Origin of the sequence: Vibrio sp. CB1-14 (genome assembly GCF_040412085.2) — a bacterium.
Lineage (GTDB): Bacteria > Pseudomonadota > Gammaproteobacteria > Enterobacterales > Vibrionaceae > Vibrio > Vibrio chaetopteri.
In genome coordinates this window covers 1,786,325-1,811,707 of sequence record NZ_CP115920.1, presented here as the reverse complement: position 1 = coordinate 1,811,707, position 25,383 = coordinate 1,786,325, and the positions used below count along the sequence as shown (strand labels likewise).

The 25,383-nt window shown below is 44.8% G+C and carries 21 protein-coding genes; 14 read left to right on the top strand and 7 right to left on the bottom strand.

Annotated elements, in window-relative coordinates; translation table 11 throughout:
* The first annotated feature begins 13 nt into the window (after nucleotides 1-13).
* The 6 genes from PG915_RS08170 (at nucleotide 14) to PG915_RS08145 (ending at nucleotide 7,540) form a co-directional block, all read left to right on the top strand.
* Complete coding sequence (locus tag PG915_RS08170; protein WP_353498686.1) at nucleotides 14-1,294, top strand: MATE family efflux transporter; 1,281 nt, start codon at nucleotides 14-16, stop codon at nucleotides 1,292-1,294.
* Between the two features lie 94 nt (nucleotides 1,295-1,388).
* Nucleotides 1,389-1,685: a ribosome hibernation-promoting factor, HPF/YfiA family gene (hpf, locus tag PG915_RS08165; RefSeq protein ID WP_353496079.1), complete on the top strand. Its 297-nt coding sequence runs from the start codon at nucleotides 1,389-1,391 to the stop codon at nucleotides 1,683-1,685.
* 305 nt (nucleotides 1,686-1,990) lie between these two features.
* Nucleotides 1,991-2,158 carry a hypothetical protein gene (locus tag PG915_RS08160; RefSeq protein ID WP_353496078.1) on the top strand — a complete coding sequence of 56 codons (168 nt, stop codon included), beginning with the start codon at nucleotides 1,991-1,993 and terminating at the stop codon, nucleotides 2,156-2,158.
* A gap of 31 nt (nucleotides 2,159-2,189) precedes the next feature.
* Complete coding sequence (locus tag PG915_RS08155; protein ID WP_353496077.1) at nucleotides 2,190-3,857, top strand: mechanosensitive ion channel family protein; 1,668 nt, start codon at nucleotides 2,190-2,192, stop codon at nucleotides 3,855-3,857.
* A gap of 196 nt (nucleotides 3,858-4,053) precedes the next feature.
* Nucleotides 4,054-5,262, top strand: a complete 1,209-nt coding sequence (emrD, locus tag PG915_RS08150; RefSeq protein ID WP_353496076.1) for a multidrug efflux MFS transporter EmrD — start codon at nucleotides 4,054-4,056, stop codon at nucleotides 5,260-5,262.
* 226 nt (nucleotides 5,263-5,488) lie between these two features.
* Nucleotides 5,489-7,540, top strand: coding sequence for a GGDEF domain-containing protein (locus tag PG915_RS08145; protein WP_353496075.1), 2,052 nt, complete (start codon nucleotides 5,489-5,491; stop codon nucleotides 7,538-7,540).
* Between the two features lie 47 nt (nucleotides 7,541-7,587).
* Here the strand turns inward: PG915_RS08145 and PG915_RS08140 are convergent, their stop codons facing one another.
* Nucleotides 7,588-9,699 carry a methyl-accepting chemotaxis protein gene (locus tag PG915_RS08140; protein WP_353496074.1) on the bottom strand — a complete coding sequence of 704 codons (2,112 nt, stop codon included), beginning with the start codon at nucleotides 9,697-9,699 and terminating at the stop codon, nucleotides 7,588-7,590.
* Between the two features lie 310 nt (nucleotides 9,700-10,009).
* Between PG915_RS08140 and PG915_RS08135 the strand changes: the two genes are divergently transcribed.
* Nucleotides 10,010-10,549 (top strand): DUF3124 domain-containing protein, encoded by a 540-nt coding sequence (locus PG915_RS08135; protein ID WP_353496073.1) that lies wholly within the window; start codon nucleotides 10,010-10,012, stop codon nucleotides 10,547-10,549.
* Between the two features lie 71 nt (nucleotides 10,550-10,620).
* Here the strand turns inward: PG915_RS08135 and PG915_RS08130 are convergent, their stop codons facing one another.
* Nucleotides 10,621-11,703: a TRAP transporter substrate-binding protein gene (locus tag PG915_RS08130; RefSeq protein ID WP_353496072.1), complete on the bottom strand. Its 1,083-nt coding sequence runs from the start codon at nucleotides 11,701-11,703 to the stop codon at nucleotides 10,621-10,623.
* Nucleotides 11,704-11,985: 282 nt separating this feature from the next.
* Between PG915_RS08130 and PG915_RS08125 the strand changes: the two genes are divergently transcribed.
* The 7 genes from PG915_RS08125 to PG915_RS08095 all read left to right on the top strand — a co-directional run bounded on the left by PG915_RS08125 (nucleotide 11,986) and on the right by PG915_RS08095 (nucleotide 19,618).
* On the top strand, nucleotides 11,986-12,606 hold the full coding sequence (locus PG915_RS08125) for a LysE family translocator (protein ID WP_353496071.1): 621 nt from the start codon (nucleotides 11,986-11,988) through the stop codon (nucleotides 12,604-12,606).
* Nucleotides 12,607-13,298: 692 nt separating this feature from the next.
* Nucleotides 13,299-15,857 carry a nitrite reductase large subunit NirB gene (gene nirB, locus PG915_RS08120; protein ID WP_353496070.1) on the top strand — a complete coding sequence of 853 codons (2,559 nt, stop codon included), beginning with the start codon at nucleotides 13,299-13,301 and terminating at the stop codon, nucleotides 15,855-15,857.
* A 2-nt stretch (nucleotides 15,858-15,859) separates the two neighbouring features.
* On the top strand, nucleotides 15,860-16,183 hold the full coding sequence (nirD, locus tag PG915_RS08115) for a nitrite reductase small subunit NirD (RefSeq protein WP_353496069.1): 324 nt from the start codon (nucleotides 15,860-15,862) through the stop codon (nucleotides 16,181-16,183).
* 118 nt (nucleotides 16,184-16,301) lie between these two features.
* A complete protein-coding gene (locus tag PG915_RS08110; protein WP_353498685.1) occupies nucleotides 16,302-17,159 on the top strand; it encodes a formate/nitrite transporter family protein in 858 nt (285 codons plus the stop codon).
* Nucleotides 17,160-17,271: 112 nt separating this feature from the next.
* Nucleotides 17,272-18,027: a uroporphyrinogen-III C-methyltransferase gene (gene cobA, locus PG915_RS08105; protein WP_353496068.1), complete on the top strand. Its 756-nt coding sequence runs from the start codon at nucleotides 17,272-17,274 to the stop codon at nucleotides 18,025-18,027.
* 241 nt (nucleotides 18,028-18,268) lie between these two features.
* Nucleotides 18,269-18,550: a CG2 omega domain protein gene (locus PG915_RS08100; protein WP_353496067.1), complete on the top strand. Its 282-nt coding sequence runs from the start codon at nucleotides 18,269-18,271 to the stop codon at nucleotides 18,548-18,550.
* 39 nt (nucleotides 18,551-18,589) lie between these two features.
* Entirely contained in the window at nucleotides 18,590-19,618 is a 1,029-nt protein-coding gene (locus tag PG915_RS08095) for a DUF4382 domain-containing protein (RefSeq protein WP_353496066.1), read from the top strand.
* A 148-nt stretch (nucleotides 19,619-19,766) separates the two neighbouring features.
* On the opposite strand, the gene PG915_RS08090 is transcribed toward PG915_RS08095, so the two are convergent.
* The 5 genes from PG915_RS08090 to PG915_RS08070 are packed head-to-tail and all read right to left on the bottom strand — an operon-like array spanning nucleotide 19,767 to nucleotide 25,383.
* The gene (locus PG915_RS08090; protein ID WP_353496065.1) at nucleotides 19,767-20,780 is read right to left on the bottom strand and encodes a tetratricopeptide repeat protein; all 1,014 of its coding nucleotides are present in this window, start codon (nucleotides 20,778-20,780) and stop codon (nucleotides 19,767-19,769) included.
* Nucleotides 20,781-20,790: 10 nt separating this feature from the next.
* Nucleotides 20,791-21,711, bottom strand: a complete 921-nt coding sequence (locus tag PG915_RS08085; protein ID WP_353496064.1) for a type II secretion system F family protein — start codon at nucleotides 21,709-21,711, stop codon at nucleotides 20,791-20,793.
* Nucleotide 21,712: 1 nt separating this feature from the next.
* Nucleotides 21,713-22,681, bottom strand: coding sequence for a type II secretion system F family protein (locus tag PG915_RS08080; protein ID WP_418642283.1), 969 nt, complete (start codon nucleotides 22,679-22,681; stop codon nucleotides 21,713-21,715).
* Between the two features lie 13 nt (nucleotides 22,682-22,694).
* Nucleotides 22,695-24,146 (bottom strand): CpaF family protein, encoded by a 1,452-nt coding sequence (locus PG915_RS08075; protein WP_353496062.1) that lies wholly within the window; start codon nucleotides 24,144-24,146, stop codon nucleotides 22,695-22,697.
* 16 nt (nucleotides 24,147-24,162) lie between these two features.
* Nucleotides 24,163-25,383 (bottom strand): AAA family ATPase, encoded by a 1,221-nt coding sequence (locus tag PG915_RS08070; RefSeq protein WP_353496061.1) that lies wholly within the window; start codon nucleotides 25,381-25,383, stop codon nucleotides 24,163-24,165.

Below are 25,383 nucleotides of genomic sequence, written 5' to 3'. Positions count from 1 at the left end.
ACAACTGTTTAATATGACATTACCTATGGTACTAGGTGTCCTATCACTCATGAGCTTTCAACTGGTAGACAGTGCATTTATTGGCCAGCTAGGTGTACTGCCACTCGCGGCACAAGGTTTTACCCTGCCGATGCAAATGGTGATCATTGGTATACAGGTGGGTCTTGGCATTGCAACGACAGCCATCATTTCCAGAGCACTTGGCGGGAACAATGATGAATACGCAAAGCAGTTAGGTGGGTTGATATTGGTGTTTGGCAGTGCTGGCGTGGCAATCATCGGCGTGCTGATCTGGTTTATCCGCCACCCAATTCTTGCCCTGTTAAGCGCCCCTGAAAGCGTTTATCCGGTCATTGATAGCTATTGGCCATATTGGCTATTGAGCTCATGGGTAGGTGCGGTACTTTACTTTTACTACAGTGTCTGCCGCGCCAACGGCAATACTGTGTTGCCGGGAATGATGATGGTCATTACCAGCATTATCAACCTTGCGCTTGACCCTCTATTTATTTTTACTTTTGACATGGGCATCAACGGTGCTGCCATTGCAACTATCGTTGCCTTTGGTATTGGCATTGCAGTCGTCGCCCCGAAAGTAGTGTCAAAAAACTGGGCATCATTTAATTGGTCTAATGTGGATATCGGCGAGAGTTTGCGCTCGATTTGGAAAATCATGGCACCCGCCATGGTCAGCCAACTACTACCACCGCTATCCTCTATGCTGGCAACAAAGTTGCTCGCGACTTTCGGCACTGCAGCCGTTGCAGCTTGGGCTCTTGGCTCACGTTACGAGTTTTTTGCCATTGTGACCGTGCTTGCCTTAACCATGTCGATGCCGCCTATGGTGGGCAAACTGCTTGGCGCAAAAAATCTCGAGGACATCAAAAAGCTGGTTAACATCGCCGTAGGCTACATTTTAGGATTTCAGTTGTTAGTCGCCGTCATTACTTGGCTATTTGCCACTCAGCTTTCCTCTCTCATGACCAGTGAAGACTATGTCTTTCAGATCTTGAACTATCACCTGATATTAGTGCCATTTAGTTTAGGCTCACTTGGCGTATGTATGCTTATGGTGTCTATCTCAAATGCTCTAGGCAAAGCCAAAACCGCTCTAACCATTTCGACTCTTCGATTGTTTGCATTTTTCTTGCCTTGTTTGTGGCTCGGTGCACAGTTTGGGGGAATTCAAGGGCTCTTTTATGGTGCGCTAATTGGCAACGTTCTAGCAGGAATAAGTGCTTGGTTCACATACAGTTATTCGGTTAAGCAGCTAGAGAAAACACTGTCTCAGTAACCCCTTGCACTCAAAGTGGTAACGGTAACGACTTTGTCAAACGCCCTCTCCTTTGCTAGGTTTAAAATACGTAGTGAAAGTAGAGGTGCAATTAATGAAAATAAACATTCAGACCCATCACGTATCGATCGGCGACGACTCAAGAGAAGAAATAGAAAGCAAGTTCGAAAAAATTGCGGATCACTTCCCACAGCTCATTAGTAGCGACATCATCATTAGAAAAGAGCATGACCAACATGAGGTGGAAGTATTCACCAACTACGAAGGCGTACGAGTCTCAGCCAAAGCCACCCACGACATCATGTACCCCGCTATCGCGGCATCGTTAAAAAAATTGGAAGCAGGACTTCGCACCCGCAAGGGTCAGCTTAAATCGGACATCCACTCTTAAATAAATTACCACGACATCATTGACGTGGTTTCTGCCTAACCAAGATTCCAAAGCCGACAAAATGTCGGCTTTTTTTGGTACTAAACCTTCCTACTGAAATCCAAGCTTAGTACTTAATCAGACAATTCCCGTTAACATTCTCTTACTCTGATATTGAGCAATAAAATACCTGCTTTATTGCCTTAACTATCGCTCGTCATTTCCCGCTCAGATAGTCTTTTCGGCTTTTCAAAGCCTGTGGCACAAAATGGCAACTTTACAATTTATATCTCGCTACTATGTGCTCCAGACAACGTGGAGCAGACATGATGACCTATAGAGAATTTCAACATACCGACGCATACAAACTTATGGTGGGCACGGGTGACCTGATCACTTCCATCGCCAACTTTAGCTTTACAGTAATCAAAGCCGTAGCCCAAGCCGGTTATTGGATTGCACGAAAAACTTACTTATGGATCGCCCAGCGATAAATCTGAAACTTATTAACTTCTGAGAAAGCGAATGAAAAGCAAACTAACCCTTGTTTTAGCATTGGTAATTGGAACTGCCCTACCCATTACGACTTTGGCTTCGGATAGCGTATCGTCAACCAACCAGACTTTAATGTCTCAGTCTGAAGCACTTATTCTCGACGTTGAACGTCTCAGTAACTACGCTGAGCTGAATCGATTTGAAGAGAGCATCGTCGATCGCAAGAACGATACCCTTCGACAATCATTGTCCGAGCGCTTAGTGAACAGCAAAGATGCGGAAACTAACAAACAAATTGTCGCTAGCCAGATAACGTTAATGCAAAACCTTCTTGCAGTAAATGAACAAGACCTAGAGCGACTCTTGAAAGAGTCAAAAAAGGCCATAGATGCAGCTAAAGACGAAGTTCAGTTCGCAATGCAAAAACGCATTACAACAATGGACGAATACTATGCGGATCTGTCCACGACTCTAAAATGGGCGTCTGACTTAGGGATAGATACAACTGAAGCACGCAACACATTGGAGCGTGATTTAAAAAAGCGTGCGGATTTTCTCTATAATTCTGTTTTGTATCTAGACAGTCAGTTAAGTGATGTTAATGACAGGCTGGCTTATCTTCCGGAAGAAGAAAAAGCCTCCCTGCAAAAAGATGCGATTCGAATTACAGGTCAAATCAACCTATTGATCTTAAGCCTAGAATCAAGCATTACTTTACTTGAGCAGTATGGTGTTGACACAACCGATTACAAGCAACTGCTGTTTACGATTACCGGAGATATTAGCACTGATATTCTTGATGTCAGCGTGATGATGGGGCTACTCACAGAGTGGCTGGGCGCTTTCAAAGACTGGGCAATGGAACACACTCCGTCACTTATCGTGAAGATCTTTGTCTTTGGTATCATCCTATGGTTATCGCGCTCATTCGCAAAAATTGTCGGTAAAGCAGTACGCAAGAGTGTTAGTCACTCAACCATGAAATTCAGTGTACTGATGCAAGACTTCTTTGTCTCGATGGCACAAAAAGGCGTCACAACCCTTGGTCTGCTTATCGCATTATCACAATTAGGGATAGAGCTCGGCCCGCTACTGACTGGTTTCGGTGTCGCAGGTGTGATCATCGGTTTTGCTCTACAAGATACATTATCTAACTTTGCATCAGGCATGATGATTCTTATCTATCGTCCTTTTGATGTGGGTGACCTTGTTAAAGTGGCTGGGATTTCAGGCACGGTGAATCATATGAGCCTGGTTTCTACCACAATAAGAACCGTTGATAACCAGCGCTTGGTGATCCCAAACAACAAGATTTGGGGTGACACCATTAACAACATTACGGCTGAGAAAACTCGACGTGTAGACATGACGTTTGGTATTGGTTATGGCGATGACATAGACAAGGCAAAACAGGTATTTTCTGACATTCTTGCGGCGCACCCAAAAGTGCTTAAATCACCAGAGCCGATGATCTATGTTCATACCTTAAACGAGAGTTCTGTGGATTTCATTGTAAGGCCATGGGTGAGAACAGAACACTACTGGGACGTTTACTGGGACGTTACTGAAGACGTGAAGAAACAGCTCGATAGTAACGGCATCAGTATTCCATTCCCACAACGCGATGTTCACGTATATCAGCATGCTGCAACATCAGAAGCCGACTTATTGGCTGTTGCTCAAGCCACAGCAAAATAAACAACCCGCGAGTATCCAAGCCCCCGGACACTCGCATTATTTTTTCTAATCAATAGATGAAATATTTATCGTGATTAACATCACGCTTTGTTATTGATGAAAGCCCAAACTGACACTAATATCTGCGCCCTAACACTGACAGGGCAAATCCTAGGCAGGTTTCATCACTCCCTATTGTTCACGAGATATTTGAGAAATGTCATCCAAATTTCCATTAGCAAAGCTGACCTTTTTGATCGCTATTCTGACCGCCGTAGGTCAAATGACTCAAACCATGTATGTCCCATCTATTGGGCAAATGGCGCAAGAGTTTCGCGTTAACCCCGCCATGCTACAAGCTGTAATGGCGTGTTATTTGATCCCTTACGGTTTATCCCAGTTCGTATATGGTCCTGTATCAGATAAATTAGGTCGTAAGCCTATCATTCTAGTTGGATTGGCTATCTACCTTGTCGGTGCTGTTATTAGTCTGTTCGCTCACTCATTCGAGCTATTTTTGTTGGGCAGCTTCATTCAAGGCGCTGGCATCGGTAGCGGCGGAGCGATGTCTCGTACACTCTCTCGTGACTGTTTCTCCGGGGAAGAACTGCACCGCGCAAACAGCATCATTAGTATGTGCGTGATTTTTTCACCACTGCTTGCACCCGTGCTTGGTGGCGTGTTTACAGAAACACTGGGCTGGCGCTCAAGCTACCTGTTCTTAACTTTGTTTGCCGTTGCCGTGGTGATTGTAATGGCATCGAAGCTGATGGAAACGCTACCTCAAGAACTTAGAAGTAAAAGCTCAGCAATGGACAACTACCGCTTTGTGCTGGCCGATCGTCGCTTTCAAGGTTACGTGATTTGTCTTGTAGCGACTTTCGCTGGAGTTGCTGTATTCGAAGCAGCGGCCGGCGTACTGTTTGGTGGTGTACTTAAACTATCCGCGCTGACTGTTAGCATTCTGTTTGTAATGCCAATCCCAGGCTATTTGCTGGGTGCTGGTTTCTCCTCCATGCTGGCCAGACGTTACGGAACACAAGCAGCATTCAAGTTTGGCTTGGCTGCTATTGTACTTGGCTCTGTGGTGGTGTTACTTCCAGGTCTACAAGGCGCAACCGACGCTTGGACACTGACATTTGGATCCACAGTCTATTTTCTAGGTGCTGGTGTCTTATTCCCAGCGGCGACAACAGGCGCGTTAACGCCATTCTCAAATCATGCGGGTACAGGTGGCGCAGTATTGGGTGGCATGCAGAACCTTGGAGCTGGACTTGCCACACTTGGGGCCTCAGTTATCCCTGCTAGCAGCCAACTTCCGCTCGGGGTAATTATGCTTATCATGGCACTGTTGGCGATGTGGGGACTTCATATTGCTAATCGTGATCGAGGTCATGACAACAGCAATGATGCCGTCATGGTCTAAAACAATCATTGACAGAATTACCTCACAAGGCGACGTTTCACGTCGCCTTTTTGCCGCAAAAAATTAGACTCAACTCGACATATCATTGCGTTTCAATACCATTTCTAGACTTCTATTTTGTTTTCAGTTGGTTAACATTGCAATATGGCATACAGCGGCTAGAATAGTGACTTACCTCTACCCAAAAATGCCATGGAAGGAGTCACTGGAGTTGAGAGTTCGCTGTATGCATCACCTTGTTGTCATTGTTTTCTCTACTGCTCTAGTCGTCATTAATGCCTTTCCAAGCGCACATGCCGCCAGCACGGAAAATAAAACCTTTCTAGTCTCCGCCCACGAGCGGGACTTCTTAGCGAGATTTATTTTTTCGACCATTGAGAGTCAATCAAACTTTCATTTTAAATATGTTGCGGTATCAGATTTTACTGAGCGACTAAATGCTGTTGAAAATCGCAAACTCGATTTTATCTCTAACATCACTTTTACTAAAGCTCGCTCCAAGCGATTTATTTTTTCGCCGCCGATCAATATAGAACCCACCTATTTGTTTACCCAATCAGGGCAAAGCTTTGACGAGCTGTCTGTGATTGGCACCACAATGGGGACAGCGTTTAACGATATTATTCAACGCTACTACCCCGAAAAACGGGTCTTAAGCTTTAACGACAATGACGTGGTGTTTGAAAGCATGCGCAGCGGAGATATCGATGGCTTCATTGGTACATTTTTGCAGCTAGAATGGTTTTTGAATGCTGGATTTAAAGCGGCTCTAATTAATGACAGAGTCTCAATACCGCCAGTTTCTATCATTACGAATAAACCAGAAAATGCACCGCTACTAGCGAAGTTCAGTCAAATAATCTCACAAGATACTGTTCAGAAGCAGATACGCAGCTATATCGAAAGCTACATCACCAACATAGCAATCAAACAGCTTAAAAGTGACATTGAATCTTCAGGCCTAGACCTGAGTGCACCGCTTGAGGTTCATCTAAATCACAGAAAGCCCTATGTCTATCAATCCCAAGATGGCCGTGTTCAAGGTGTTGCCGTTGAATTAGTTAAAGAAGTTTGTCGTCTTGGTTCATTACAATGTGAGCTTGTATATGAGCCAAACAAAGCCTGGGCGGCGTCACTGCAAAAACTAATGCTTGCCGAACACGACGTAATGACCCCTATTGCCGATCTCAAGCATCGTAAAAAACATATGATTTTCAGTCGGCCTTTTGCTTCCATCGATGGAGTGATTGCAAAACGTGTTGGGTTTAAAGAAGAAGTCTATAGACATATCTCTGAGCTTTTTGCTGAGCGCGTAGGTGTTGTAGAAAATGATGTTTTTGCCACCATCACCAGACGATTGCTACCAAATAAAGAACTGGTTTATTTCAAAGACACCGAAGCTATGGTGCGAGGTCTAATTGCCGGTACCATTGACTACGCCGTCACTAACCGCGTCACACTCAATACCCTACTCTACGAGCAAGTTCTGTCAGAAATTACCGAAGACCACTACTTCAAACCCTTTTATCAGTCTCAGCTTAGTTTTGGTTTTCCGAAATCAGAGCGTGGTGAAACTCTGGCAAAATTGTTCAACCGTACGTTGGACTTTGTCGATACAGAAGCGATTCACCAGAAATATCAACCACCAGCAAACTGGCGAGAGCTCAATAAAAAAGAGCTAGATAAAAAGCGGCTGAATATAATCAATGTTCTGCTCGGATTGTTTATTTTAGTGACCATCGTGTTTGGCTATCTCACCAACCATAGAGCAAACCACGACGCCCTAACTAAGCTAAAGAATCGCTATGCTTTGAACCGTATTCGTAAACAATCATTGGGCAAAGGAAACGGACTTATTTATATTGACCTTAATGGGTTCAAACAAATAAACGACACTTACGGCCATACTGTCGGCGACCAAGTGCTTAGATGCTACGCCAAGCTACTGCGCCAAACGGTCAAAGGGACGAGCTATCGAATTGGTGGTGATGAGTTTGTTGCTATTACGCCTCTGAATAGAGATAAATTGTCGGAATTGCTACCACGATTAGAGAGTTTTGATTTTAAACTTCGTGGCCAAGATGAAACACTGCAGCTTCACGCAGCGGTAGGCGTGTTCTTACCAGACAGCAGCGAGCTAAGTATTAAGCAGCTACTCATCTATACTGACTTTGCCATGTATGAAGCGAAGAGAAACCAGGATCTTCGAAGTGTTATCGTAGACAAGGCTAAGTTGGCGGAGCTAATAGAAGCTAATGGTATTAATAAAGCGGCTTAAAGAGCGTTAAAACAGAAAGGAGGCTTGCACCTCCTTTGTTGTGGTAACTACACTTCAAATCGGCCAACCAATTGATCTAGCCTTGAGATGGAGTTTTGCATAAGTGATGTACGACGCGCCAACTGCTTAGACTGATATTGCAGTGAACTTGTCGACTCAGCAGCATGCTCCGCCGTCTGCGAGTTGGTGTTACTCATCTCCGCAAGTCCAGTGATTGCAGCAAACAACGAGTTCACAGATTGTTGTAGCTGTTCATTTTGCTTCGATGTATCCGCTAAATACGCATTGCTTTCAACATTTTCAATTCCCGCTCGCATGGTATTCACCGCCTTTTCAGACTGAAGCCTTAATTGCTCCATCAAATCACCAATATCCTTCGCTGCCGCAGCCGTTCTGTCTGCCAACGTTCGCACCTCATCTGCGACCACAGAAAAGCCTCTACCGTGCTCACCTGCCCTCGCCGCTTCAATGGCCGCATTCAGCGCGAGTAAATTGGTCTGTGCAGTAATGTCTGTTATCAATGTGACGATGTCACTTATCTTTTCCATTTCATTATTCACGTCATTTACACTGGTAGACGAGGATTGAACAATATCTTTAATGTTATCGGCGCTACTACGAGCCGTTTCATACTCCTGATGCGCACGTTCAACAGACTCCGTCATCAACACATGCATTTCTCTCGCATTATCATTAGCAGAACGGATTTCTTCAACTTGCTGCTCGGAAAGATCAATAAGCTGAGAGATGGATCCAGACGTATCCTCACTGGACTTGGACAATCGCTGACTACAACGAAACATAGATTCAGAGACATTGTTCACTTCACGACTCGCAAACACCAACTCTGATACAACTGTTTCTAAGTTATCAATGAAGCTGTTTGTCCACCTGCCTAAATCCCCTGTCTCGTCCGCTTTAAACTTGGAGGCATCAAGCCGCTGCTTTAGATTTCCATCTCCTTCGGCCAATACTTTCATCACACCTGTCATCTGTTCAAGGCTTCGCGACAAAGGTTTCGCTGTCCGTGATCGAAACAGTAGCGTTAATGCACCAGCACTTAGCAGTGATATGCCCGCACTCGAATACGGATCCCAACCCAAAAAGTGCTGAAGCGCCACTGGCAATAGTGTGACCAACATGGCTGAAGCCATAAAGCGACGAGTTAAGCGCCCCACCAGCGACCGATGGCGGTGCACTTCTTCCAAATCCGACTCACACATCATGCCCCATCGATCAATGGAGCCAGGCAACTGAAATGTCACGCCCTTACCAATCACCGGAATATGGCGATAGTCCGAGTATCCAGGATAATCAACATATACATTGCTGCCATTTTTGATCGTTTCGCGCACACCCGGGTGGAGTTGATTGGTCGCGGGATCATTAAACACCACTTCAAATTCGGTGTGATGACGAATTTGCACCGTTCCCCAATCCGTTTGAACCCCTTGCTTTAAGTTCTCTCCATGGGAAAAGGTATTATCTTCAAATCTAGAACGCGACAGTGCAACACCTTGTGTGATGGTTAGATCGAACTTCGACTCAACCATAAATAAGTAGTTATCCCCTGACTCACTATAGATATGCCCCGCCTCTCGCTGTATCAAATCTCCTAGTACATCATTTGGCACACGCCCGCAGAGCACTGGAGAGTTGGGTTGACTCGCATCAAGGGGTTGATAGAACATCAGGGTAACAACATCATGAAACTTGGATGATGACGCCCCTATCGTTAGCGTTCTCTGGTCAACGTAAGGGCCATGTAAAAATGGCCTCACTTGACCCAGTTCTAATGCTTTCGGAGCGGTAAGTTTTTGTCCATTATGCTCACGATAACTTGAGCAGGTCGTTACACCGGTGCTATCAACCAAAAAAAGCTCTGTGAAGTCTTTGCTGCGTTTAAGCAATAAATCGAGCGCCTCAGCTTGTTCATCTTGCGTCTTCGAGGAGAGATAGAAAGCGGCATCTTCTAAGAACCGCCATTGATTAAGCGTCCATGTTTCTAAGAGCTTCACCCGAGTTTGAGCAATGCTCTCGAACGTTTGCTCAAGCTCATTAATGCGACTGCGATTGGCAAAACAAGCCAGACGCATCGCGATTTTCCCCGTGCTCCCAAACCATGGTAGCCAGCGTTTTTCTGTTGTTGTTAAGTTCATGTTCAATCCCTTGAATCTAGTTTATTGATAATAAAGCAATTTATATACCCGTATTCTGTAGGGTTTAAACACTCGCAATTACAGGGAATGGGAAAATGAAAACAGTCCTCATCGCACCAAATGGCTTTGATTAGCACCAAGTCTGTGCATTACTAGCACCAAATGAGTGAATTGCCTTTTCGAGGGGCAAGACATATCTACTAACAATAAAGTTGCCAAGTTAACACTATGATCTTGATAACAAATAGCCCATTTCCGGACGTAAATAGTACACTGTAAGCATTACTTCAATGCCTTGTTGGGAGACCACATGACTGAAAATCGTAAAGCCAGCCAAATTGTTTCCATTCTCTCTACTGTCCTTGCCATCGGCTTAGCCATTTATCTTGGGTCACTGATCAAATCAGTCGATACCATTGAAGAAAAGCTGAGCCATCAAGCACAGCAAATCGAACGAACAACCATTGCTGCAAGTGGCAATGCAGATCGCAGTAGTTACGTCCCTGCTTACTCTCATATCTACACCGATGGAGGTAAACCCGTACTGCTAGAGACCACGTTAGTTGTGAGAAACACAGATCCAAAGCAGAGCATTCAAATCCATAGCATTGATTACTTTGACACGGAAGGAAAACTGGTTAGAAAATTCCTAGACAAAGGTTATGTACTCGAACCACTTTCAAGCTCTGAGTATCTAGTAGAAAAACGAGAAGTGAGCGGTGGGGTCGGTGCCAATTTTATTGTTAATTGGTCAAATCCGAATGACGCATCGGAGCCGATATTTGAGGCAGTGATGATAGGCTCCGGCCACGGAAAAGACATCTCGTTTACCAGTCGAGCCACGAACTAATACAAAACGGCCCATTTCAACCAGTGAAATAGGCCGTTTTTAATGCGTAATTAGATACGCTTCAATCAGACTTAATTTGTTTGCTCGTTCAAGTAAGCTTGCAGTGAGATGGTCGTCCATTCACGCATTTTATTTAAATATGACGCTTGTGAATCCAAGATTTCTTTTGCCAGTTCATCGTTCGCCGCTTGTTGCTTAAGCAGTTCACCGTTCGCTTGTTTTAGAGCATTAATCACTTCAGGTGGGAAGCTACGAACTTTAATGTCTGGGTACTCTGAACTCATCTTAGACCAGCTATTCGCATTTTCATGGAGCGCTTGAGTATACATATCAAACGCCGCGACGCGGAACGAGGTTTCTAGAATGATTTTTAGATCGTCAGGTAGCTCTTGCCAGACTTTTTTGTTTACTAGGAACTGTGTCTCGGATCCTGGCTCATGCCATGCGGTGTAGTAATATGGCGCAATTTTCTGAAAGCCCATTCGTAAATCAAACGCAGGTCCAACCCACTCTAGAGCATCAATAGTGCCACGCTCTAACGATGTATAAAGCTCTCCTGGAGCGATGTTCGTAGGTTTAGCACCAACCTGAGCCAACACTTCACCAGCGAAACCCGGGATACGCATTTTTAACCCTTTCAAATCATCGATGGTGTTGATTTCTTTTTTAAACCAACCACCCATCTGGATATCAGAGTTACCGCCCGGAAATGACAATAGGTTATGCGGTGAATACACCTGTTGCATCAACTCTAAACCGCCACCGTGATAAAACCACGAATACTGCTCCATGGTTGTCATACCAAATGGCATCGATGAGAAATACAGCGTGTTTGGAACCTTGCCTTTCCAGTAGTAAGAGCTGGAATGGCCAAGATCGTATTGTCCCGATTTCACCATATCAAAGACGCCAAGTGGTGCTTTGTGCTTGTTGGCCGAATCGATACGAATGATCAAACGTCCGTTCGACATTTCTTTCGCAAGCTTAGCCATATTCTTACTCGCATCCCCTAAGATGGGCGTGTTAGGCCCCCAGGTTTCTGCAAGTTTTAGACGATACACTTTGTCATCTGCTTGAACATGAGTTGCGGCAAGAGTGGTTAGAGATGCGACGATAAGAGTACTGACTCGACGAATGGTTTTTTTGAAGTCCATTTCTTAGATTCCTGTGTACGTTATTGGGTAGCTCACCAACAATGAATGTAAACACCTTGTATGTCAAAGTGTTATCATTTGGCTTCATTCTGATCGTACAGGCAATCTGTCTATTATTTAACCACCGAGCCTTATTTTATCCTTTACGCCGCACTAACCCTTTATTTATCTCCAAGCCGGAGGCCGCTAAAAATATTCCATTCTGTTTAACAAAGTGATAGTTCTGTCACGGATTCTCTGATATTAATAGCCGAATTGTTCAATATTTTGAAAAGTAACACTATGGACTGGGCTACACTGACAATATTCATCCCCACCTTTTTCTTTGTATCTATTACTCCAGGTATGTGCATGACGCTCGCCCTTACTATGGGTATGAGCATCGGTTATCGTCGCACCTTGTGGATGATGATTGGTGAGCTTTTGGGCGTTGCGGTTGTTGCTTTAGCGGCTATTTTAGGTATCGCGGCAGTAATGCTGAGATATCCAGAAGTGTTCACTATTTTCAAAGCAGTAGGTGCGACTTACCTCTTCTATCTAGGCATTCAAATGTGGCGTTCACGCGGCAAACTCGCCATCACATCCGAAGTTGAGCAATCGTCACGTCACAACGATTGGGATCTTGTTGTACAAGGCTTTGTCACGGCCATCGCCAACCCTAAAGGCTGGGCTTTCATGATTTCACTGCTTCCACCCTTTATCGATCAATCCAAGTCAATGTTTGGCCAGGTCTCCATGATGCTTGCGATTATCTTAGTCAGCGAATTCGTTTGCATGACAATATATGCAACCGGAGGCAAAGGTTTAAAACGCACCCTGGGTAACGCCAACAATGTGCGAACCATGAATCGCATCGCAGGCACACTCATGTGTGGCGTTGGTGTTTGGTTGTTTTTTGGCTAAGTTGTTTTTAGATGAAAGAATGGGCTCTTTTTTGGAGCCCATTTAGTTTATTGCGTTAAACCGACACCAACCGCCAGCTCTCTTCTCACTTTGGTAAGCTCTCCCTGCTTCCTCCTTTCACCGCTCAGTCGAAACCAATGACTCTCCAAGTCTCAATAATGTTGGCAATTATTTTACTCAGTGAATTTATTTGTATGACTATTTAAGCAACCAGAGGTAAAGGTCTGAAACGTACACTGGGTCAGGCTTAACATGTCAAAACTATGAATCGTATTGCGGGCACTTTAATGTGTGGCGTAGATATTTAGCTGTTTATTAGTTAATTATATCAATATCAGGCCACTTATCACCATCATCCCCTGCTATTAACATTTATTCATAGTTAGAACACTTCAAGTGGTCTAAACTTTCAATTTCGTAATTAACTTGATTTTGTACTACAAATGAAACGATACACAACAAGTCTAAGTTACAAATCACCTCCTAAAAAATAACCATAATGACACGCGCCATTAACCCATCATTGTATTTTCCGATAGGTCATGTCGGTAAATATATCAACGCACGATATCTAACCACCCTACCTACCCCTTTAGGATAGTTTAATTCTGTAATTGATTTACATCATATTTTAATTTTCTTTCACATTTAACAATGCGCGTAGATTCGATAATAACCCTTAGGTACTAATAATGAGCAAGATGAAGCTTGTGGTTGTAGGAAACGGCATGGTTGGTCATCGCTATCTCGAAGACCTAGTCGAGAAAGCGGATATGGCAAACTATGAAGTGACTGTTTTCTGCGAAGAACCCCGCGTAGCGTACGACCGTGTGCACCTTTCCTCTTATTTTTCGCACCACACTGCTGACGAGCTCTCTCTCGTTAAAGAAGGTTTTTACCAAAAGCACGGCATTAACGTATTGATTGGCGAGCGCGCTATCAATATCAACCGTGAAAACCACATCGTTTACTCCAGCACTGGTCGTGAAATCAAATACGACAAACTCATCCTCGCTACTGGCTCTTTCCCATTTGTTCCGTCTATCAAAGGCAACGAAAGCAAAGACTGCTTTGTTTACCGCACTATCGAAGATCTGAAAGCTATCGAAGCGACCGCGAAGAAAAGCAAGAGCGGTGTTGTCATCGGTGGTGGTCTGCTAGGTCTTGAAGCTGCCGGTGCACTTAAAGCACTAGGTGTAGAAACTCACGTTGTTGAGTTCGCACCAAAGCTAATGGCAGAGCAGCTTGATCAAGCTGGCGGTAATCAGCTTCGTTCAAAAATTGAAAGCATGGGCGTGAATGTACACACCAGCAAGAACACCCTAGAAATCGCTCCTGAAGGCAAAACAGCACGTAACGTGATGCGCTTTGCCGACGGTACTGAGCTAGAAACTGACTTCATCGTGTTCTCTGCAGGTATCCGCCCTCAAGACAAACTTGCGCGTGAAATGAAGCTAGATATTGCACATCGTGGCGGTATTGCTATCAACGACTTCTGCCAAACCTCAGATGAAAACATCTACGCAATTGGTGAGTGTGCGTCTTGGAACGAAACGTTCTACGGCCTAGTAGCGCCTGGCTACAAGATGGCAACGGTTGCGGTTGACCACGTAGTAGGTAACGACAGCAAATTTGAAGGCGCTGATATGTCTGCGAAGCTTAAGCTTCTTGGCGTGAAAGTAGGCTCAATTGGTGACGCTAACGGTCGCACTCCTGGCTGTAAGAGCTACGTTTACCAAAACGAAGAGCAAGAAGTTTACAAGCGTCTTATCGTTTCTGAAGACAACAAGAAACTTCTTGGTGCGGTAATGGTTGGTGATACCTCCGACTACGGCGACCTACTTCAGCTAATGCTGAACGAAATCGACCTACCAGAGCACCCGGATGCACTTATCCTTCCAGCACACGCTGGTGCAGAAAAGCCGACACTAGGTGCAGATTCGCTTCCTGAGTCCGCGGTTATCTGTTCTTGTTTCGACGTAACAAAAGGCAAGATTGCAGAGGCGGTTGCTCAAGGTCACCACACAATTGGCGACATCAAAGCGGTGACTGGTGCAGGCACTGGCTGTGGTGGTTGTATCCCTCTTGTAACTTCGGTTCTGAATGCTGAACTTGCTAAATCTGGTATCGAAGTTAAGAACGATGTATGTGAGCACTTTGCTTATTCTCGTCAAGAGCTGTTCCACCTAGTACGTATTGGCGAGATCAAGACGTTCGAAGAACTACTTGAGAAACACGGTACAGGCTACGGCTGTGAAGTGTGTAAGCCACTAGCAGGCTCTCTCTTAGCGTCTTGCTGGGGTGACCACATTCTTAAGCCTGAGCTAGTGAAGCTGCACGATACCAACGATAACTTCCTAGGTAACATCCAAAAAGACGGTACTTACTCAGTTATCCCACGTATGGCTGGCGGTGAAGTCACACCTCAAGCACTAAAAGTGCTGGCTGAAGTGGCTGCAGAATACAACCTTTACACTAAGGTGACGGGTGCACAACGTATTGGTCTGTTCGGGGCGCAAAAAGACGACCTTCCTGCTATCTGGAAGAAACTGATTGAAGCGGGTTACGAGACAGGTCAAGCGTATGCAAAAGCACTTCGCATGGCGAAAACGTGTGTGGGCTCTACTTGGTGTCGTTACGGCGTTCAAGACTCTGTCGGTTTGGGCTCTCGCATCGAGAACCGTTACAAAGGCATCCGTACTCCTCATAAGATGAAGTTTGGTGTGTCTGGCTGTACTCGTGAGTGTGCGGAAGCGCAAGGTAAAGACCTTGGCATCATCGCGACTGACGCAGGTTGGAACATGTACGTATGTGGTAACGGTGGTATGAAACCTCGTCACGCAGACCTACTGGCTTCTGACCTAGATGAAGCGACACTAATCCAGTACATCGACCGCTTTATGATGTTCTATATCCGTACTGCTGCGCCACTACAACGCACCTCAGTTTGGATGGAAAACATGGAAGGTGGTGTGGACTACCTACGTGAAGTTATCGTGGATAACAAGCTTGGCATCAACGAACAACTTGAGGCTGACGTACAGCGTCTAGTGGGCGATTACAGCTGTGAATGGAAAAACACGATTGAAGACGAGTCTCAGCTTACACGCTTTGCTCACTTCATTAACAGTGACCTGCGTGATGACAATGTGGTTTTCGTTCAAGAGCGTGATCAACACCGTCCAGCGACATTCACAGAGAAACACCCTGAAGCGAAAGGCGACATCCTACACGTTGAGCTGGAGAAGTAATCATGGCATTTCAAAAAGTATGTGACATCCAAGATATCGTCCCTGGCACAGGTGTTTGTGCGTTGATTGACGGTCAGCAGGTCGCGGTTTTCCGCCCAAGTGCTGCAGAAGAAGTTCGCGCTATCAGCAACTTGGATCCGTTCTATCAATCTAACGTGCTATCACGTGGCTTGATTGTTGAACACCAAGGTGAGCTTTGGGTTGCAAGCCCACTCAAGAAGCAGCGCTTTAACCTAGCAACAGGCGCGTGCATGGAAGATGAGCGCTTTAGCGTGAAGGCTTACAAAGCTCGCGTGACTAAAGGTGCGGTAGAGATTTCTGCATAAGCCTACTCTAGGCCAAATATGAACTAGAGAATGAATAGCCTATAGGGGTTAGCCACCCTAGCCTCTATCACTATTCAATCTTAACTTTTTTATTTTTACACTTTGTTGGAGAGACATGATGTCTACTGATTTTAAACCTGCACAATTCGTTCAAACTATGATCGACGTTGGTGAAGCGAAGACCAAAACCAGCACTCGCGATCTACTTTTGCGCGGTACTATGGCAGGTATCATTCTGTCATTGGCGGTTGTTGTAGCGATCACGACCATTGTTCAAACTGGTATGGGCGTTGTGGGCGCGCTCGTGTTCCCTGTTGGTTTCGTTATTCTGAGCGTAATGGGCTATGACCTAGTTACAGGTGTTTTCGGTCTTGCGCCTTTGGCAAAATTTGAAAACCGCCCTGGTATCACTTGGGGTCGTATCATGCGCTGCTGGGGTCTAGTAGGTCTTGGTAACCTTATCGGTTCATTGATTGTTGCTTACCTTGTGGCTGTATCACTAACGGGTAACTTCTCTCTTGAGCTAAACGCGGTAGCGAAGAAGTTTGTTGCGGTTTCTACTGCTCGTAGCCTTGGTTTTGAAAACATGGGCATAGACGGTTGGATCACGTGTTTCGTGCGTGGCATCTTCTGTAACCTAATGGTTTGTCTGGGCGTAATCGGTAACATGACAGCACGTACTGTTGCAGGTCGTGTAGCTATGATGTGGTTCCCAATCTTCATCTTCTTCGCACTTGTGTTTGAACACACAGTCGTAAACATGTTCCTATTCCCACTAGGCATGATTCTAGGTGCTGATTTTGGTATCGCGACTTGGTTGAACTTCAACCTTATCCCAACAATCCTAGGTAACATCGTTGGCGGTCTAATCATGACTTGTATCCCGCTTTACCTAACTCACGCTAAAACTGCACCTTCAATCTCTGCTGAAGCAGAACAACAAGTGCAAGCTGAACCAGCGCTAAGCGCGAAATAATCTCGATAAGACCTCACCTTCGTGGTGAGGTCTTTTCACTCTTTGGTTATAAAAAGTCACATTGCCGAGTGTCACTCTTTATACCCAAATTTTGATTTGATAGGCGTAGCTTATGACCACCAATCACACATCTTTAAATGCCGGCTTTGTTTCATTAGTCGGTGCGGGGCCTGGAGACCCTGATCTTTTGACAGTGAAAGGATATCGCGTGATTCAGTCTGCGGATGTAGTCGTTTTCGATAGACTCGTCTCCAGAGATATCCTTTCGCTGGCAAAACCAGATGCAGAGATGATTTATGTGGGTAAGAAGCTCGACTATCACTGCGTTCCACAAGATCAGATCAACCAAATCTTGGTAGAAAAGGCGAAAGAGGGCCACAAAGTCGTTCGCCTTAAAGGTGGAGATTCATTTATCTTTGGCCGTGGCGGTGAAGAATTAGAAACGCTGGCAGAAAACGGCATCAGCTTTGAGGTTGTACCGGGAATCACAGCAGCCGCAGGAGCGACTGCGTATGCAGGCATTCCTCTTACCCACCGCGACCACGCGCAGAGCGTGCAGTTTATTACCGGTCATGTGCAAAAAGATGGACGTGAGATTGAATGGAGCTCGCTTGCTCAGTCCAACAATACACTCGTGTTCTACATGGGTCTGAAGCAAAGTGGTCGTATTACTGACAAGCTTATTACTCACGGTCTCGATGAAAACACGCCGTGTGCGGTCATAGAGAATGGAACGCGCAAAGAACAACGTGTTTTCCAAGGTGCGCTAAACACGCTACCTCAAATGGCTAGCGAAGCAGAAAGCCCTGCTTTAATTGTTGTTGGTAGCGTCACGCAGTTACACGACAAGCTAAATTGGTTTAGCTAAGCTTCCAACAATATGTTGTTGGGCAAAAGCATCGATGAAACACTCAAGCCAGCAAACGATGCTGGCTTTTTTATGCATCTTATCCCACAAGCCTTCATCCATATTCTGACAGCGTGTCTCACTTCTGCTATCCGCTGACAGAATGCTTTCCAAGCATAGAATAGCTCTGACATATTGTGACTAAACTTAACTAACCTGTACACGCTTGACGTGTCCCTCAACTTGCAAAGGTAGGTTAGTAATGAAAGCACTTATCTCATTAGCTCTTGGAGCTTTGCTTCCCCTTTCTGCGGCACAAGCAGATGTTACAATCAAAGGCGATCGCATGGAAATCAGTGACGATTGCCGAAAAATCGAAGGTGACGTGATGACACTACGTTCAGAGGATTGTGAAGACGGTTCGAAAGGTGGCAATAAAAACAAGGGTGATAACCGCAGCATCCATGGCGACGATAACCCAGGTAAAGGGCACGGCAAGGACAAAAACAACAAAGGTAAAGACCGCGACAAAAATGATGATTGATCACCGCGCTTTGCTAGAAGTGTAAATAAGGATTGAGTTATGAAGTATTTAAAACTTACCGCCGTTGCAGGTGTCGTGTCACTTGCACTCGTTGGGTGTGGTGGAGATTCAAGTTCTCCAGCAGCAACGACGCCTGTTACGCTTAGCGTTACAGACGCTCCAGTAGATGAGGTCAAAGAGGTCGTAGTGACCTTCGGCACAGTGGCGCTATTGCCGCAAGATGGAGGCTCACCACTCATCTATGACGTGTACTTAACGGACGATGAAGGTAACCCGGTTGATGAGAATGGTGACCCTATTCCTGACGGTGAAGACCCAGTACCACTGAGCATCAACCTACTCGACTATCAAGGCAGTAAGGTCATGCCGCTGATTAAAGATGAAGTCGTAACTGTAGGCAACTACAAACTGTGCGTGTTTGCTAACGATGGCGATCACCCGACCCACCCTTCCTACGTTATTGAAGACGACGATACCGAGCGCGAGTTATCAGTTAAAGGTAACGGCGCTTGCCCACAAGGCGTGGGCAAAATAGACAATACGGGCGTCCTGTACTTCAATGATTCGGTTGCGGTAAATCCGCAAAACAACGACTTTGCAGTAGAGTTTGATCTTCGACGAGGTCTAAAAAATACGTCAACATTCCCAGATTACAGCATTCAGCGTACCTCGGTAACTCTGATCAATACAGCTGTGACTGGCAATATCAAAGGCACAGTAGCAACCGCGACGTTCAACGCTTGTAACGACCCAGCGGATGCCAATGTAGCGCAAGCGGTCTACTTGTATGAAACCGGCACTACACAAGAAAACATGGCGCCTATTGGCGGAACCGATACCGTTAAGCCTTTGACCTCTGCTAACGTTAGTTATAATGAAACGCAGCAATTCTACGAGTTCTCATTCGGTTTCCTAGACCCAGGAAACTATAACCTTGGGTACACTTGTACCGCTCAACATGATGATGGCGAAGAAGGCTCAGATCCCGTGGCGGCTGGTTTTAACATCTTCAGTATTCAACCAAATGTATCAGTAGTAGGTGATCAAAACACCAGTGTCGAATTCTAAGTAACACTAGAGTTCTACTTATGTTCGAAACGCCCTTTGATTAAAGGGCGTTTCTTTTTGCCTGTAATTCTTTTTTACTTAAAAGAAAAACGGCCACCCTTCCATGGACGCGCCGCTTTGTGCTACGAGTTATAATTTAAAAGTAAGGCTAGTTGTTGGTAATGATAATTTCTTTGTTGCGTACCTCCGAAAGAGCACGATCAAGATTCTCGTTTGCCAACTTGTAGTAAGACGGTTTCGCGTCTATTGCCTGTTGGAAATAAGGAATAGCGCGCTCGGGTTTGCCTTTCAACATCAAGAAATAGCCCACGTTGTTAAGGGCTTCAGGTCTTTCTAGGTGACGGCTAAACATGTTCAAAGCTCGATTTTCATAACCTTGAGCTAAGTAGATAAGCGCCATGTTGTTTTGTGCTTTTTCACTATCAGGCTCTCGGTTCAGTGCTCGCTGGGTAAACGTACTGGCTTTAGTGTAATCTCCAGACATGTAGTAGGAGTAACCCATATTGAGAAGAACCTTGTTCTCAAACGGCAAGATTGAGCCCGCTTTATCATAAAAGGCACGTGCAATGTCGTATTCATTATCAACATCTGAAAGCACCCCTAACCCCATATATGCATAGCCAGGTGATGTTCGATCTGTGTTTAGCGACTCAATGAGACCGATGCTTACATCCTCTCGCTGAATCGTATGTTGCGACGAGAATCTCAGCTGGTCTGCATTTACCGCTCTTAAGAAGAAACTCTCACTCTCAGACACACGGCCTGTACTAGCGTAAAACATACCTAACTGCTCCAACGACTTACTGTTATTTGGGTTCGCATTTATTGACATATTCAGTGCGCGCTCAGCTAAGTCATTGTTGCCTCGAGACAGATGAATCTTACCGATCGTATATAGGGTCTGATCCTTGTATGCTAGGTTGTCAAAAGAAAGGGAGCGAATATATTCATATAGCGCTAGGTCAATGTTACCCGCATTGAGCGCCGCATCCCCCCTCTGAATTGCCTCAACCTCTGATTGAGGTGGAGGATCTTGAGTCAGGGTGTCAATAGGTCTTCCTTGGTATAAAGAAGTGTCATATTTGGAACCCGTATCGGTAGACGAGCAACCAAAAATAACGAACGTTAAAGCTAACATCAAAAGTGAGGTAAGTCGTTTCATCGTATTTTCCTTATTCGAATGCCGACACTATCGTTATAACCGCAGGTCCTATTGCCACGATAAAGAAGCAAGGCCAGATAAATAGCAACATTGGGAACAGCATTTTAGTCGGTATTTTGGCTGCAATTTCCTCTGCAGCTTGGTTTCTTCTATCTCGATAATCTTCATTATAGTCTCTTAAAGTATCGGATAGGCTGCCACCAATCCTAGAAGCGTGTGACAACATACTCACAAGCCCTTTAAGCTCGCTCAAACCGGTTCTAATTACCAACTCGTCGAAAGCTCTGGGTAACTCAACACCAGCTTTCACTTTGGCACAAATCGTTTCGAGCTCATCAGCTAACTCAGGGTGCGAGATAAATGTCTCACTCGCGACTCGTTTCATCGCAGCCAAAAAACCTAGACCGGACTCTGTACATACCACCAACAAATCCAAAGTGTCGGGTATTCCGGCTCTAATTCTTCTTTGTCTTTTAGATGCTATACGCGCCAATATAAAGTTGGGCGCGAATAATCCAATAAATACCAACAGTGCCGCAAATAGGATGCTTTGACTGCCGTTAGAGCTCAAAACAAACACAGCCACGGCTAAAACTGCACCTATCGTGAATGACAGCATTTTCAACGCGTAGAAGTTAGCAATAGCATTTTTATTGTGGAAACCAGCATGCATCAGCTTTAGCCGAACATTTTGCTGCTCTTTTTCGGAACTTGGTACATAGAAAGGAGCCAAAGACTCGAGTGTATCAATCACTTTGCTCTTTTCCTGTTTTTGCTCAGGAGAGGCAAGGTTATGAACTCTCCTATCTAACGCAGATTTGGCACCAACAAATAAGAAACCGATACCAAACACGAGTATTGTCACCGCCAACATTAGCACGGCTAAAAATACCCATTCACGCGGTATATCTAGAGTTGCAAGCACGTCCATGTTACACCTCGATGTTCACTACTTTCTTAATCCAAATAGCGCCAATCAGTAAACTTACCATTCCAAAAATCACTGATTTTATGCCTCGTGGATCCGTCCACAATGGCTCCACAAACTCTCTATTACCCAAGTAAAGAGCCATAAATAGCACAAACGGAGCCAAGACCAATATCCATGCGCCCATACGACTTTCTGCGGATAGTGTTTTGATTTTCCTTGCGAGTTTAAATCTGGCTCGTAAAACCACTGACACCTTCTGTAAGTTCTCCGCTAAGTTACCACCAGTGTCTTTTTGCAATAACACAGCTGATGAAAAAGCCAACATGGAGACAGTGGGAACTCTATCTGCCATTGAAAGAATGGCAATCTTCAGGTCATAACCAAAATTGAGAAGGTTGAAGGTATGTTTAAACTCTTCCCCTGCTGGGTTTGGCAGTTCATATCCCACCTCTCGAAAAGCCTGAGTCAAAGGTTGCCCTGCTTGCAACATTCGGCGCATGATATCTAGGGCTTCAGGAAGTTGCTCCTCAAATTTCTCTAATCGACTGTTTATCTTCCAGTTTATATAAAAGATCACACCAGAAATAATAATAACACTTGCTACTAGGCCTAAATACCAAGGGTAGTCCATCAACAACAAAGCAACCGTTATCAACAAGCAGATCAATATTGTGCGTGCCAATATATCTCCTAGCCCCATTTTTACACCTGCCAACTCAAGCATTTTCTTCATGTTTGCAAAATACTTGATTGATACTAGCCTTCTATCAATAGGCGATAGGGATTTATTGTAATAATCATTAAGCAGTGTGATGCTTTCACTATCAAGCTGGCCTTTTGCTTTATTTAGCCGCTTCGTGAGCTCTATATGTTTTACTTTTTTACCAGCCGCAGGAAGGATGAGTGCCTGTGAAATAATAAATACAGCCGTAAAAATCAGTACAAAAAACAGTGTCATACTCATCTTCAGTTCTCCCTAACACTCACTTTAAATCATTAAAAAGTTCAAACGGTACATCGATGCCCCGCTTCGTTAGGTGAGAATGGCAATCGGGTACCACTCCTGTCGCTACATACTTCCCTTTTACGTTACCTTCACTATCGACACCCTCTCGCTCAAACCTAAAGATCTCCGACATGGTTATAACTTCTCCCTCCATGCCATTGATTTCTTGAATTGACACCATTCTTCGTTTGCCATCTTCCTGACGTTCCATTTGAACGACAATGTGAATTGCTGAAGCAATTTGTGACCTCAAGTTTTTAGCCGATATCGTCCAACCTGCCATAGCAAACATGTTTTCAACCCGGCTCAATGCATCGCGAGGTGTATTGGCGTGAATAGTAGCGAGTGAGCCATCATGACCTGTGTTCATCGCAGACAACATATCGACCGCCTCACTGCCCCTCACCTCACCAACAACAATACGGTCAGGTCGCATACGTAGTGAGTTTTTAACTAACTCGCGCTGCGTGATTTCACCTTTGCCTTCTAAGTTGGCTGGTCTGGTTTCCAAGCGAATGACATGGGGTTGTTGGAGCTGAAGTTCTGCTGAGTCTTCAATTGTAATAATGCGTTGATCTGATGGGATGAAGCCAGAAAAAATATTAAGAGTCGTTGTCTTACCAGAGCCTGTACCTCCGGAAATCAATACGTTGAGCTCTCCTTTTACTGCTCCTTCTACGAACATTGCCATTTCAGGTGATACCGAATCCAGCTCCAACAAGTTGTCCATGGTGAGCCTATCAACGGCAAATCGACGTATCGACACTGATGGACCATCAATAGCAAGAGGTGGGATAATCGCATTGACCCTCGAACCATCGGTCAATCGAGCGTCGACCATAGGTGACGCTTCATCGATCCTGCGGCCCACAAGGCTTACAATCCGATCAATAATATTACGTAAATGCCGGTCGTCTAGAAACGTATACGGTGTTTTCTCAAGTCGACCGAAGCGTTCGACATAAACATTTTTGGCACCATTGACCAAGATATCCGACACCGAGGTATCTTTTAGCAGTGGTTCTAGGGGACCTAAGCCAAATACTTCATCTTCGATCTGAGATAAGACGCGCTGTCTACCCTCCAAACTCAAGGGATGCTCGTTATCGTCGTCCATCAATTGGCAAACAGCATTTTGAAGCTCAGTTCTCGCCGTTTTCTCTTCCAAAGACGCCAATAAACCCAAGTCCAGCGTGTCCATTAATTTTCTATGGAAGTAGTGCTTAACAGCAAGATCTTGTTCCAACTGCTTTCTTGTGTCTTCAATTGCTTTTTGTTTAAGGCTGACAACATCATGAACATCTTCAGTGTCTGACGTTGTCTCGACCTCGCTGATGGTTTTAACACTATCGATGGATTTAGAGTCTCGACTACCTTTTACATGACTTTCTAACTCATTGTTTGGACTGCTATTCTTCCTAAAAAACATACCATCCCTCCTTGGACTAGCTGAATAAGCGCGCTAGCCACCCTTTCTGTTTAGACTCTTCAGGCATCAGGTCTGAGCAGAGCTTATTTATCGCTTTACCAATAGCACTTTTTCTACGGTATTCGACGACTGGCTTGCCTAAGTTGGCACTCTCATTTGCGTTCTTGAAGTCATTAGGGATAACATCCACTTTAATGTTAGGAACGGTCGCTTCTACATCCTTGATGGAGATAGACTGACCTTGATCAAAACGGTTAATTACAATATTCAAACTATCGGTAACAACACCAAACTCTAGCTTTAGGCTCTTGACAAGATGACTGGTATTTTTAAGTGACATATAGTTTTGCTGCAGTACCAAAAATATCTTAGTTGCAGGCGTTACTAGTGGTGAAAAAATCGGATCAATGCCTCTCGAAAAGTCAATAATCACGTATTTGTAGTACTGCCTAAGCATAGGTATTAACTTTTGAACATCGGTTGATTTCGCGATAGCGATACTACTTTGTCCTCTTGTGAAACCGATGGTGTGCAGCTTACCGCCATACTTAGTCACAAGACTGCTTATAGAGGCTTCATCCATATCCTGGAGTGTCTCAATCGCTTCAACCAAACCATATTTGGGCGAGATATCTAAGTACTCATTGAGTAGCCCAAACTGAGTGTCAATATCGATTAGGAGCACTTGATTAGGAAATTTCTCTGCGAGCGCGACAGCGGAGTTTAATGCTAAAGTAGAAGCCCCATTACCACCTTTCGCATTCATAAACAGAAAAAGCTCTCCCATCTTCCTGTTTGCGATTTTACGCTCTGCTATCTCTCTTAGAAATGGGACGAATACCTCTATCTCAGCATGGCGGGAGTAATAGTCGGCGGCACCGAGCTTGAGTGCTAACTTGAGATTTCCACTGTCATTGTCATCACCGAAGACTAACAACGAGACCTCATTTTCACCGAAAGGTAGATTGTATTTTTGCAGATCCGCAATCTTCTCAGCCCAGTCCTCGCTCGCTTCTACAATGATGATGTCTGGTTCGTGAAAACTAGATAACCCTTCCTCGCTCACAGCTGAAAGTGAAATATACTCAACCACTGTGTTCTTGCTGCGAGCAAGTTCACTACGAATGTGACTTTTGAACTCATTCGAACTGTGTAAAGTCCAAATATGAAGGTTGGTCTTTAATGAAAATTGAACCCCAACACCTATATTGTTTTTGATCGGCACCGCTTCTCCCAT